Source organism: Neisseria sp. HMSC068C12 (genome assembly GCF_001814095.1).
GTDB lineage: Bacteria > Pseudomonadota > Gammaproteobacteria > Burkholderiales > Neisseriaceae > Neisseria > Neisseria perflava.
On the sequence record NZ_KV814812.1, the window covers coordinates 34,059 to 46,983 of the forward strand.

The 12,925-nt window shown below is 47.0% G+C and carries 13 protein-coding genes; 11 read left to right on the top strand and 2 right to left on the bottom strand.

The window, feature by feature from the left end; all coding sequences use genetic code 11:
* Positions 1-171: 171 nt before the first annotated feature.
* Entirely contained in the window at positions 172-663 is a 492-nt protein-coding gene (locus HMPREF2952_RS04635) for a hypothetical protein (RefSeq protein WP_049336771.1), read from the bottom strand.
* Positions 664-843: 180 nt separating this feature from the next.
* Here HMPREF2952_RS04635 and dapF point away from each other — a divergent pair, with 180 nt between their 5' ends.
* From dapF to HMPREF2952_RS04655, 4 genes are all read left to right on the top strand, one after another.
* Positions 844-1,695: a diaminopimelate epimerase gene (gene dapF, locus HMPREF2952_RS04640; protein WP_049336770.1), complete on the top strand. Its 852-nt coding sequence runs from the start codon at positions 844-846 to the stop codon at positions 1,693-1,695.
* Positions 1,692-2,294 (top strand): hypothetical protein, encoded by a 603-nt coding sequence (locus HMPREF2952_RS04645; protein ID WP_049336767.1) that lies wholly within the window; start codon positions 1,692-1,694, stop codon positions 2,292-2,294. Before dapF ends, HMPREF2952_RS04645 begins: the two co-directional genes overlap by 4 nt.
* Before the next feature lie 106 nt (positions 2,295-2,400).
* A complete protein-coding gene (gene cysK, locus HMPREF2952_RS04650) occupies positions 2,401-3,333 on the top strand; it encodes a cysteine synthase A (RefSeq protein ID WP_107723629.1) in 933 nt (310 codons plus the stop codon).
* 145 nt (positions 3,334-3,478) lie between these two features.
* Complete coding sequence (locus HMPREF2952_RS04655; protein WP_039861947.1) at positions 3,479-3,988, top strand: membrane lipoprotein lipid attachment site-containing protein; 510 nt, start codon at positions 3,479-3,481, stop codon at positions 3,986-3,988.
* 83 nt (positions 3,989-4,071) lie between these two features.
* On the opposite strand, the gene HMPREF2952_RS04660 is transcribed toward HMPREF2952_RS04655, so the two are convergent.
* The gene (locus tag HMPREF2952_RS04660; RefSeq protein ID WP_049329785.1) at positions 4,072-4,455 is read right to left on the bottom strand and encodes a YkvA family protein; all 384 of its coding nucleotides are present in this window, start codon (positions 4,453-4,455) and stop codon (positions 4,072-4,074) included.
* 460 nt (positions 4,456-4,915) lie between these two features.
* Between HMPREF2952_RS04660 and sdhC the strand changes: the two genes are divergently transcribed.
* From sdhC to HMPREF2952_RS04695, 7 genes are all read left to right on the top strand, one after another.
* On the top strand, positions 4,916-5,293 hold the full coding sequence (gene sdhC / locus HMPREF2952_RS04665; RefSeq protein WP_049336763.1) for a succinate dehydrogenase, cytochrome b556 subunit: 378 nt from the start codon (positions 4,916-4,918) through the stop codon (positions 5,291-5,293).
* Complete coding sequence (sdhD, locus tag HMPREF2952_RS04670; protein ID WP_003678837.1) at positions 5,287-5,628, top strand: succinate dehydrogenase, hydrophobic membrane anchor protein; 342 nt, start codon at positions 5,287-5,289, stop codon at positions 5,626-5,628. The genes sdhC and sdhD overlap by 7 nt, the downstream gene beginning before the upstream one ends.
* A gap of 2 nt (positions 5,629-5,630) precedes the next feature.
* Positions 5,631-7,394 (top strand): succinate dehydrogenase flavoprotein subunit, encoded by a 1,764-nt coding sequence (sdhA, locus tag HMPREF2952_RS04675; protein WP_049336762.1) that lies wholly within the window; start codon positions 5,631-5,633, stop codon positions 7,392-7,394.
* Positions 7,395-7,513: 119 nt separating this feature from the next.
* Entirely contained in the window at positions 7,514-8,221 is a 708-nt protein-coding gene (locus HMPREF2952_RS04680) for a succinate dehydrogenase iron-sulfur subunit (protein ID WP_003678833.1), read from the top strand.
* Positions 8,222-8,224: 3 nt separating this feature from the next.
* Positions 8,225-8,473: an FAD assembly factor SdhE gene (locus HMPREF2952_RS04685; RefSeq protein WP_003678830.1), complete on the top strand. Its 249-nt coding sequence runs from the start codon at positions 8,225-8,227 to the stop codon at positions 8,471-8,473.
* Between the two features lie 123 nt (positions 8,474-8,596).
* Complete coding sequence (gene gltA / locus HMPREF2952_RS04690; RefSeq protein ID WP_004519267.1) at positions 8,597-9,880, top strand: citrate synthase; 1,284 nt, start codon at positions 8,597-8,599, stop codon at positions 9,878-9,880.
* A gap of 209 nt (positions 9,881-10,089) precedes the next feature.
* Complete coding sequence (locus tag HMPREF2952_RS04695) at positions 10,090-12,918, top strand: 2-oxoglutarate dehydrogenase E1 component (RefSeq protein ID WP_004519268.1); 2,829 nt, start codon at positions 10,090-10,092, stop codon at positions 12,916-12,918.
* Positions 12,919-12,925 lie beyond the last annotated feature (7 nt).

Genomic DNA, 12,925 nt, shown 5'->3' on the forward strand with positions numbered 1-12,925 from the left:
GTCCGTCGCTCTACCGACTGAGCTATCGGGGAATGGGGCGTATTATAATGGCTGGAAAAAATGTGTCAATCAATATTTTTAAGGAAATGGTGCAAAATATTTCAAATGTTTGAATGTTAAAAATATTTTGTAATCAAGTTTCACATGCTCCTCAGCCGTTTCAGACGGCCTTTAGTATTTGGCGTTAACCAATTTGCCGTTTTGGAATACTTGTTGCTGCATCACCGTGCCGTTGTAGGCGTAAGTGGTTAACGAGCCATTGCTTGGCGTGGCGCGGAACTGCATCAGTTGGTTACGGCTGAGAACGTAGGGGTCCGTGCGTTTTTGACTGTTGTCGCTGTAAAAGTCTTGGACGACGTATTCGTTGTTACGTTTGCTGATCAGTTGGCGATGGAAGCCACCTTTGACTGCGCTGTTGCTGGGTGTGCCGTGTGCATCAAAATAGGTCACGATTTGTTCTTCTGAGATACGGATGCCGTCTGAATCCGTGCCTTTGGTGGTTTTGGTTTTGTCCAAGCCGACAGGGATGTTGATGGATGTACCCAGGCCGACATGGCGGCCGATGCTGGTGCCGACGCCTAAGCCGACGGAAACACCGGGCGTGCCGACTGTACATGCGCTGAGTGAAGCGGCCAAAAGGGCAGGTAAGAGAATTTTTTTCATAATGTGTATCCTTGTAATAAGAAATATTTGTAATGTGGGAAGTATAGTATTTTTGCGGGGTGGCTGGTGTTAGTATTGGTAAAAGGGCGCAAGGCCGTCTGAGAAACAAGATAGAAACGAATATATCATTCTGGTGTAGAATGTGCCGAAATAATGATTTAATAAGAATGTGAATAAATAATGAAAACTTTGAAATTTACGAAGATGCACGGCTTGGGCAATGATTTTATGGTGGTTAATGCCATCGATCAGGACTTTGATCCGTTGACTGCGCCGCTTGCCCAATGGGCAGACCGCTATCGCGGCGTGGGTTTTGATCAGTTTTTGGTAGTGGAGAAGCCTTCTTCTGATGCGGTCGATTTTCGGTACCGCATTTTCAATGCCGATGGTCGGGAAGTAGAGCAGTGCGGCAATGGAGCGCGTTGTTTTGCGCGTTTTGTCGCGGATAAGGGTTTGACGGATAAAACGGAAATTTTGGTCGAAACGGCCAAAGGGATTATTGTACCGAAGCTGTTGGATAACGGTTTGGTTACCGTCAATATGGGTAAACCGCGTTTCATGCCGTCTGAAATTCCGTTTGTGCCTGCACATGGTGAAAATGAAGATGCGCTGACACATATTGTCTTGGTCGGTTTGGAGTCTGTACCGGTAAGCTGTGTGAATATGGGTAATCCGCATGCGGTGATTTTGGTTGATGATGTTGAGACTGCGCCGGTGGAATATTGGGGCGGCGCTATTGAATCGCACGAGCAGTTTCCTGAACGGGTCAATGTCGGCTTTTTGCAGGTTGAAGATGAATTGTCAGTCCGCCTGCGAGTGTTTGAACGCGGGGTGGGGGAAACTCAGGCTTGCGGCACTGGAGCGTGTGCGGCCGTGGTGGCAGGCGTGCGCAATGGCTTGCTGAAAGCGGGTGCGCCTGTGCGTGTTACTCTGCCTGGAGGTGAATTGTTTATCAGTTGGGAAGAAGGTGGCGATGTGCAAATGACCGGCCCTGCGGAAACTGTTTTTGAAGGCGAGTTGCAGTATTCATGATGGTTTCTTTGGATTTTTGGTTTGCCGTCGCGTATGCTGCGGTATCGTTGGCATTTATTTTTCGCGCGCAGCGGTTTCAATGGCTTTGGGCTACGGTGTTGTTGTGGCTGGGGATTTCGGCACTGGGCGCACGCTTGTTGCCCGGAATATGGGGCTTTACGCATACAGGCCCTTTGTTCATCCCTCATTTTTATCTGACAATCGCCAGTATTTTCTTCTTTATTGATGACTGCAGTAAAACGGAAGACAAAAAGTTTTGGTCGGCAGGCGAATATGCCGGTTTGACCTTATTTGCGGTTTCCAATGTCGTCATGACTTTGGCTTTTGTTTTCTTGGTAGGCGTGGTTTATTTCATCTTGCCGCTGGCGGGCGCGGTTTTTGCGTGGGCGGCCTTGCTGAAAATTTATGCTTTGAAACCCATTTATTGGTTTGCATTGCAGGGCGTCCTGATGCTGGTGTTTTATCTGCACAGAGTGGTTGTTTGCAAGCAGTCTGCCTCTCTTTTCAGTATGCGGCAGATGTGGGCAGGTTGGATGGTTGCCGTCGTGATGCAGGCTGTAGTTGCCGTTACATTGATTTTTGAGCGCAGTGGATATTGACCGCGCTTGAACCAAAAGTTATAAAGAAAGAAATTTTCGATATTGGTTTTTCAGACGGCCTGAGTTTAATATGCAGGCTGTATTACATCTAAATCAGGAGCAGGAAATGAAAATTGCAAATAATATTACCGAGCTGATCGGCAACACACCTCTGGTGAAACTGAACCGCCTGACCGAAGGTTTAAAAGCGCAAATCGCCGTTAAACTTGAATTCTTTAATCCAGGCAGCAGCGTGAAAGACCGTATTGCCGAATCTATGATTGAAGCGGCCGAGCAAGCCGGTAAAATCAATAAAGATACCGTTATCGTCGAGGCAACCAGTGGCAATACCGGTATCGGTTTGGCCATGGTGTGTGCGGCCCGCGGTTATAAATTGGCGATTACTATGCCTGAAAGCATGAGTAAAGAACGCAAAATGCTGCTGCGTGCATTCGGTGCAGAGCTAATTTTGACACCTGCTGCCGAAGGTATGGCGGGCGCTATTGCTAAAGCCCAGTCTTTGGTGGACGAACATCCAGATACTTACTTTATGCCGCGCCAATTTGATAACGAGGCTAATCCTGAAGTTCACCGCAAAACCACTGCCGAAGAAATTTGGCGCGATACAGACGGTAAAGTAGATATTTTCGTGGCCGGTGTAGGTACAGGCGGTACGATTACCGGTGTGGGCGAAGTATTGAAAAAATACAAACCCGAAGTTCAAATCGTGGCTGTCGAGCCTGAAGCTTCCCCAGTATTGAGCGGTGGCGAGAAAGGTCCGCATCCGATTCAAGGTTTGGGTGCAGGCTTTATCCCCAGCGTTTTGAATACGACTGTTTACGACAGCATTTCCAAAGTACCTAACGAGGCAGCGTTTGAAACTGCGCGCGCTATGGCTGAAAAAGAAGGCATTTTGGTAGGTATTTCTTCAGGTGCCGCAGTATGGAGCGCATTGCAACTGGCTAAAAAACCTGAAAACGAAGGTAAGTTGATCGTTGTCTTGTTGCCATCATATGGCGAACGCTATCTTTCTACGCCTCTGTTTGCCGATTTGGCATAATATAGGATTGTTGTTAAAAGGCCGTTTTCAGACGGCCTTTTTTGCGTATGGGCTTGAGATATCGTATGAAATCTGTTGTAATTCAGTTAATGAGCTTTGAATACCATTATTCAAAAGTTGGTTTCTTCAACGAATCATGCTTATAATGCGCATTATGAAAAAATACATTCTTCCTATCTTTGCTGTGGCGGCACTTGCCGGTTGTGAATCGATTTATGTTCCAACATTGAAAGAAGTGCCAGTTCGACCAACCAACGTTAAGAAACCTAAGGCTGATTCACAAGTTTCAGCTACCGGTTATCATTTAGCTCCTTCGCATTGGGCAGATGTTTCCAAGATTCATGATGAAGCACGTCGCTTGAGTACCCAAGTGAGCCAAGGTAGTCTGACCAAAGTTCAGGCTGCACAATATTTGAACCGCTTCCGTATCCAACAAGTGGGACGCAACTCTGTCGATGACAGTATGTACGAAGTTTATCTGCGTTCTGCCGTTGACAGCCAACGTGGTGAAATTACTACCGAGCAATCCAAACAGTACATCCAAGGTGCTTTGCGCGGTTGGCAACAGCGTTGGAAAAACATGGATACCAAACCAAGCAATCCTGCGTTTACCAACTTCCTGATGGAAGTTATGGGTATGCAGCCTTTGAAATAAAAAGTCATAAACTGAGAAGGCCGTCTGAATATTCAGACGACCTTCTTTTTGTATTTATATATGTGTAGTCGGACTTTATCCAATTAAGAACCAAACAGCTTGTCAGCCGCTTGACGGGCTTTTTCTTGAATATCTTCGGTCAGATAGTTTTTCATCTGAGAATAAACCAGCGCAATGACGGCAATGTCATCGCTGAAGCCAAATGGAATCAGAAGGTCGGGAATGCTGTCAATAGGACTGAGGAAGTAAACCAGTGCGCCGACAATAATCATTTTTGCACGTTTGGGTGTATGTTCGGATTCCCAGAGATAATAAAGCGCATAAAGCTGGCGGACGACAGGTTTACCCAAGCGACCGGCAAAGCGTCCGAGTTTTTTCATGAAGCCGGATGTGTCTAAGTTTCGACGGCGGAAGGAGGGGATGTAGTCTTCCGGATCGGGTGTGTTTTGATGAGGGGAGTGTGTCATGATGCAGCTTCCTTTTTAGGTATGGAAACATGGTTGGTGTTACGTCGTATTTTAGTCTATTTTGGGCGGATGAAATGTCTTTGAATGTATAACTATGTAAGAGTAGTGATGATAATGCAATGGTAATAAGTTAAGAATGGCTTATGCCTTTGTAAAGATTAGGTATCAAGAGTGAGAATTTATCTCACAATAGATACAATTCTCAAACAATAATGATGTTATCGTAAGTGCTTTGATGGGGAGATGGCTTAATTGCAGGAAAGTAACAAAAAAGGCTAGCCACACAAAAAAAATCTAAGAATGATTGTTTGATTTTATTAGTCTTTTGGTAAAAATCATTAGAGCATTCATAAATTGCACTGTTCAAAATGAGATAAAACAGGTAAATTATGGTTTATGTAGCTTATTGTAGTGCTGAGCTATAGGTTTTGAGCTGATAATAAATCTAGAGGAACTGACCATGTCCGCCAAATCACGCCCGGTATTTTTGGAAATTCCGAATATCCGATTGCCCATACCGGGGATTGTATCTATTCTTCACCGTATCAGCGGCGTCGGCTTGTTTGTGATGCTGCCTGTTCTCTTGTATTTCTTCTCCGGAACGCTGGATCGCGAAGCGTCGTTTGAAGCATATCGTACTGCTATTTCCAATCCGTTTGTGAAGCTGATCCTTATCGGTCTGTTGTGGGCATATCTGCACCACTTTTTCGCCGGTATCCGCTTTCTGTTTTTGGATGTGCATAAAGGCCTGGAATTAAATACTGCCCGTACTACTGCTAAAGTTGTATTTGCTTCTGCTTTGATTCTGACCGTCGTTTTGGGAGCTTTGTTATGGTAGAACGTAAATTGACAGGTGCGCATTACGGTTTGCGCGATTGGGCAATGCAACGTGCAACTGCGGTCATCATGTTGGTGTACACCGTGGTTCTTTTGGTTGTTTTGTTTACGTTGCCTAAAGAATATTCGGCATGGCAGGCATTTTTTGATCAAACTTGGGTAAAAGTATTTACCCAAGTGAGCTTCTTGGCTGTATTCCTGCATGCATGGGTAGGTATCCGCGATTTGTGGATGGACTACATTAAGCCTTTCGGTCTGCGTTTGTTTTTACAAGTTGCCACCATCGTTTGGTTGGTAGGCTGCTTGGTGTATTCTGTTAAAGTAATTTGGGGGTAAATATGGGTTATCCTGTTCGCAAGTTTGATGCCGTGATTGTTGGCGGTGGTGGTGCAGGTTTACGCGCAGCCCTCCAATTGTCTAAATCCGGCCTGAATTGTGCTGTTTTGTCTAAAGTCTTCCCAACCCGTTCTCATACTGTAGCGGCTCAAGGTGGTATTTCTGCTTCATTGGGTAATGTGCAAGAAGACCGTTGGGATTGGCATATGTACGATACCGTGAAAGGTTCTGACTGGTTGGGCGACCAAGATGCGATTGAGTTTATGTGTCGCGCCGCGCCTGAAGCCGTAATTGAGTTGGAACACATGGGTATGCCTTTTGACCGTGTGGAAAGTGGCAAAATCTACCAACGTCCTTTCGGTGGTCATACTGCCGAACATGGTAAACGTGCGGTAGAACGTGCATGTGCGGTTGCCGACCGTACCGGTCATGCGATGTTGCATACTTTGTACCAACAAAACGTCCGTGCCAATACACAATTCTTTGTGGAATGGACGGCACAAGATTTGATTCGTGATGAAAACGGCGACGTCGTCGGTGTAACCGCCATGGAAATGGAAACCGGCGAAGTTTATATTTTCCACGCTAAAGCCGTGATGTTTGCTACCGGTGGTGGCGGCCGTATTTATGCGTCTTCAACCAATGCTTATATGAATACCGGTGATGGTTTGGGTATTTGTGCCCGTGCAGGTATTCCGTTGGAAGACATGGAATTCTGGCAATTCCACCCGACCGGTGTAGCCGGTGCCGGTGTATTGATTACTGAGGGTGTGCGCGGTGAGGGTGGTATTCTGTTGAATGCCGATGGCGAACGCTTTATGGAACGTTATGCTCCAACCGTAAAAGACTTGGCTTCCCGTGACGTGGTTTCCCGTGCGATGGCGATGGAAATCTACGAAGGTCGCGGCTGTGGTAAAAACAAAGACCACGTTTTGCTGAAAATCGACCATATCGGCGCAGAAAAAATTATGGAAAAACTGCCGGGCATCCGCGAGATTTCCATCCAGTTTGCCGGTATCGACCCGATTAAAGACCCAATTCCTGTTGTGCCGACTACCCACTACATGATGGGCGGTATTCCGACTAACTACCATGGCGAAGTTGTCGTTCCGCAAGGTGAAGATTACGAAGTGCCTGTAAAAGGTCTGTATGCGGCAGGTGAGTGTGCTTGTGCTTCCGTGCACGGTGCGAACCGCTTGGGTACCAACTCCCTGTTGGACTTGGTGGTATTCGGTAAAGCTGCCGGCGACAGCATGATTAAATTCATCAAAGAGCAAAGCGACTGGAAACCTCTGCCTGCTAATGCCGGTGAGTTGACCCGCCAACGTATCGAGCGTTTGGACAACCAAACCGATGGTGAAAACGTTGATGCATTGCGTCGCGAACTGCAACGCTCCGTACAACTGCATGCCGGTGTGTTCCGTACCGATGAGATTCTGAGCAAAGGCGTTCGAGAAATCATGGAGATTGCCGAGCGCGTGAAACGTACTGAAATCAAAGACAAGAGCAAAGTATGGAATACCGCGCGTATCGAAGCTTTGGAGTTGGATAATCTGATTGAAGTAGCGAAAGCGACTTTGGTGTCTGCCGAAGCACGTAAAGAATCGCGTGGCGCACACGCTTCAGACGACCATCCTGAGCGCGATGACGAAAACTGGATGAAACATACCCTGTATCATTCAGATACCAATACTTTGTCTTACAAACCGGTACATACCAAGCCTTTGAGCGTGGAATACATCAAACCGGCTAAACGCGTTTATTGATGAGTTTTCAGACGGCCTTTACCTTAAAGGCCGTCTGAAACCTAACCATACCCACATTGAACTGCTTGAATTCATAATACAAAATCATTGAGCAGTTTATGAGAAAAGGAACACTTCTCATGGAAAAAATGAGTTTTGAAATTTACCGTTACAACCCGGACGTTGATGCCAAACCTTATATGCAACGTTACGAGTTGGAATTGGAACCAACCGACGTTAAGCTTTTGGACGCTTTAGTGCGCCTGAAAGCACAAGACGATACATTGTCTTTCCGCCGTTCTTGCCGCGAAGGTATTTGCGGTTCTGACGGTATGAACATCAACGGTAAAAACGGCTTGGCATGTCTGACCGATCTGCGCAGCCTGAAACAGCCGGTTAAAATCCGCCCTCTGCCAGGTCTGCCTGTTATCCGCGACCTGATTGTGGATATGACCCAGTTCTTCAAACAATATCACTCAATCAAACCTTACGTTGTCAACGACAACCCTATCGATGCGGACAAAGAGCGTCTGCAAACTCAGGAAGAGCGTAAAGAGTTGGACGGTTTGTACGAGTGTATTTTGTGCGCCTGCTGTTCGACTGCCTGCCCGTCATTCTGGTGGAATCCTGATAAATTCGTTGGTCCGTCTGGCTTGCTGAATGCTTACCGTTTCATTGCGGATAGCCGTGATACCATCACTAATGAGCGTTTGGATAATCTGAACGACCCATACCGTTTGTTCCGTTGCCACACCATTATGAACTGCGTAGACGTATGTCCTAAACACTTGAATCCGACCCGAGCCATCGGTAAGATTAAAGAGATTATGTTGAAACGAGCCGTTTAAGAAATGATGGTTTTTGACGATATTGCCAAACGGAAAATCCGTTTTCAAACCCGCCGGGGATTGTTAGAACTAGACTTAATCTTCGGCAGGTTTATGGAAAAAGAATTCGAGCACCTGAGTGATCAGGAGTTGTCCGAATTTTCCGAAATCCTCGAATTTCAAGACCAAGAGTTGCTTGCCTTGATTAACGGACATTCGGCAACGGACAAGAAACACCTGATTCCCATGCTTGAAAAAATCAGACAGGCATGATGTGTTATAGAGCTTGTTTGCGATGCCAATCCGAACAAGCTTTTTCCATACTGAGGCCGTCTGAAAAAAGGACCGTGCCGCTTGGGCGGCAACGAAAGCCCCAACTTACAAAGGAGTTTAAGAATGTCTAAATCAGTCAAGCTCACCACCCCAAATCAAGAGACCTTGGAACTGCCAGTATTGGAAGCAAGTATCGGCCATGATGTGGTTGACATCCGTGCGTTGACAAAAAATACAGGTCTGTTTTCATTCGACCCAGGATTCGTGTCCACTGCAAGTTGCGAATCCAAAATCACTTATATTGACGGCGATAAAGGTCTGTTATATTACCGTGGTTATCCTATCGAGCAGTTGGCCGAAAAATCCGATTACTTGGAAGTTTGTTACCTGTTGATCTACGGCGAGCTGCCTACGCCCGAACAGAAAAAAGAATTTGATGCTACAGTCAGCCACCATACTATGGTGCATGAACAGTTGACTTGGTTCTTCCGCGGTTTCCGTCGCGATGCGCACCCGATGGCGATGATGGTGGGTGTGGTTGGCGCTTTGTCTGCTTTCTATCAAGACAGCTTGGATATTACCAATCCTGAACACCGCAAAATCGCGATTTACCGCTTAATCTCCAAAATTCCGACCATTGCGGCAATGTGTTACCGTTATTCCAACGGTTTGCCGTTCAATTATCCAAAAAATAACCTTTCCTATGCTGAAAACTTCTTGCACATGATGTTTGCCACACCGTGTGAAGAATACAAACCTAATCCAGTCTTGGCCCGCGCGCTCGACCGCATCTTTATTTTGCATGCCGACCACGAGCAAAATGCTTCTACTTCGACCGTACGTTTGGCAGGCTCTTCAGGGGCGAACCCATTTGCCTGTATCGCTGCTGGTATCGCCTGTCTGTGGGGTGCTTCACACGGCGGTGCAAACGAAGCTGTGTTGAAGATGCTGGATGAAATCGGCGATGTGTCTAATGTTGCCGCATACATGGAAGGTGTGAAACAACGCAAATACCGTCTGATGGGCTTCGGTCACCGCGTATACCGCAATATGGACCCACGAGCCAACATCATGCGCGAAACCTGTTATGAAGTCTTAAAAGAATTGGGCTTGGAAGACAGTCCTAAATTCAAGCTGGCGATGGAATTGGAACAAATTGCACTGAAAGACCCATTCTTTGTTGAACGCAAGCTGTATCCAAACGTCGACTTCTACTCTGGTATCGTCTTGTCTGCATTGGGCATTCCAACTGAAATGTTTACCGTTATCTTCGCATTGTCGCGCAGTGTAGGTTGGATTTCTCATTGGCATGAAATGATTAGCGATCCGGCACTGAAAATCGGTCGCCCACGTCAACTTTATACCGGTGCAGAACGTCGCGATTACGTTCCGGTAGATAAACGCTAATAAACAATACATTAATATATTGTTGAAAAGTCGTTTGAAAAAATCGAATTGCCGTTTTCAATGAGGTTGGTCGTAATTAATTAAGTTGATAGCAGGTAATTTGATTTGAAATAGGGTAGAATAAAGTGTCATTTCAGACGGCCTGAATTCCGTTCGGAGAACACGGGATTCTACCCTTTGTTTATATTTTAAAGAAAAGAGCTCACGCCATGATGGACGAAAAACTCAATTTCTCTTATCTGTTTGGTTCTAATGCGCCATACATCGAGGAGTTGTATGAAAAGTTTCTGGATAATCCGGAATCTGTCGATGAAAAATGGAAACAGTACTTTACCGATTTGAGTAAACAGCCGGGCGCAGTCGCTGTCGATGTTGCCCATACACCGATTCGTGAATCATTTGCCACTTTGGCTAAAAAGAAAATTGCCGCAGCCGTCGCAGGCGGTGTGGATGAGGCAATGATGAAAAAGCAAGTCAGCGTTTTGCGACTGATTTCTGCCTATCGTATCCAAGGCGTGGGTGCAGCCCAACTTGATCCGCTCAAACGTATTCCTCCTCAAAATATTGAAGCTCTCGATCCTAAATTCCACGGTCTGTCAGATGCCGATATGGCACTTCAGTTCAATATGGGCGAGGGCGATTTTTCCGGTCAGAGCAAACTGCCTCTGTCCCAAATCATCAGTAACCTCAAACAAACCTACTGCGGCCATATCGCGGTAGAGTACATCTACATTCCAAATACCGAAGAGCGTCGTTGGGTTCGTAATTATTTTGAAAGCGTACTGTCTACACCAAGCTACAACGTTGAACAAAAACGCCGTATCTTGAAAGAAATGACTGCTGCCGAAACTCTGGAACGCTACCTGCATACCAAATATGTCGGTCAAAAACGTTTCGGTGTCGAAGGTGGCGAAAGTGCCATTGCCGGTTTGAACTATTTGATTCAAAACGCCGGTAAAGACGGCGTGGAAGAAGTCATCATCGGTATGGCACACCGTGGCCGTCTGAATGTTTTGGTTAACATTTTGGGCAAAAAACCGGCTGATCTGTTTGCCGAATTTGAAGGCCGTGCCGAAATCAAATTGCCTAGCGGCGACGTGAAATACCACATGGGCTTCAGCTCCGACATTGCTACGCCACACGGCCCGATGCACGTTTCTTTGGCATTCAACCCGTCACACTTGGAAATCGTTAATCCAGTAGTAGAAGGTTCTGCACGCGCCAAACAAAAACGTTTGGGCGAAAACGGCCGCGATAAAGTCTTGCCGGTATTGATTCATGGTGACTCCGCATTTATCGGTTTGGGTGTTAACCAAGCAACATTCAACCTGTCTAAAACACGCGGTTATACCACCGGCGGTACTGTTCACATCGTGATCAACAACCAAATCGGCTTTACGACTTCCGATACCCGCGATACCCGTTCAACCGTACACTGTACCGATATCGCGAAAATGGTTTCCGCTCCGGTTATCCATGTGAATGGCGATGATCCTGAACGCGTTTGCTTTGCCATCCAAGCTGCCTTGGATTACCGCAAAAAATTCCATAAAGACATCGTGGTTGATGTTGTCTGCTACCGTAAATGGGGCCACAACGAGGGCGATGATCCGACCTTGACCCAACCGATGATGTACAAAAAAGTATCGCAACACCCAGGTGCGCGTGCTTTGTACACCGAGCAACTGATTGCCGAAGGCGTGGTAACCCAAGCTGAGGCTGACGGTTACATCCAAGCCTACCGTGATGCTTTGGACAAAGGCGAACATGTTGAACAAACAACGTTGAGCAATTTCCAACGCACACAAATCGACTGGAGCAAATACCAAGGCAAAGATTGGCGCGAAAAAATCGAAACCGGTTTGCCTGCCGCCGACATTGAGCGTCTTACTGAGAAATTCACCGCTGTACCGGAAGGCTTTGCCCTGCATCCGACTGCAAAACGTGTGATCGAAGCGCGTAAAGCCATGGCATCCGGCAAACAAGCCATCGACTGGGGTATGGCCGAAACCCTCGCATACGCAAGCCTGCTGACCAAAGGTCATGGCGTGCGTATCTCTGGTGAGGACTCCGGCCGCGGTACATTCTCACACCGTCATGCCGTTCTGCACGATCAAAAACGCGAAAAATGGGACGACGGTACTTATGTTCCTCTGCGCAACATGGGCGAAGGCTTGGGCGAGTTCCTGGTTATCGACTCTATCTTGAACGAAGAAGCCGTAATGGCGTTCGAGTACGGCTTTGCCTGCTCCGCTCCTGACAAGCTGACCATTTGGGAAGCGCAATTCGGTGACTTCGCTAACGGCGCGCAAGTAACTATCGACCAATTCCTGTCTTCAGGCGAAACCAAATGGGGTCGTTTGTGCGGTCTGACCACCATCCTGCCGCACGGTTACGACGGTCAAGGCCCTGAGCACTCTTCTGCACGTGTAGAACGTTGGTTGCAACTGTGTTCTGAGAACAATATGCAAGTCATCATGCCGTCTGAAGCGTCGCAAATGTTCCACCTCTTGCAACGTCAAGTCTTGGGTTCATACCGCAAACCGCTGGTGATTTTCATGTCCAAACGCCTGTTGCGCTTCAAAGGTGCAATGAGCCCGCTGGAAAACTTCACCGAAGGTTCGACTTTCCGTCCAGTTATCGGAGATACCGCAGAACGTGCAAGCAACGACAGCGTGAAACGCGTGGTATTGTGTGCCGGTCAGGTTTACTATGACTTGGAAGCCGGCCGTACCGAGCGTAAACTGGAAAATGATGTTGCTATCGTCCGCGTTGAGCAGCTGTATCCGTTCCCATACGATGAGGTTAAAGCTGAACTGGCGAAATACCCGAACGCAAAATCTGTGGTTTGGGCGCAAGAAGAGCCGAAAAACCAAGGTGCGTTCTACCAAATCCGCCACCGTATCGAAGACGTTATCAGCGAAGAGCAAAAACTGTCTTATGCCGGTCGTCCAAGCAGTGCATCGCCTGCAGTGGGCTACTCAAGCAAACACATTGCTCAATTGAAACAATTGGTTGAAGACGCTTTGGCGTTGTAAACCTAGT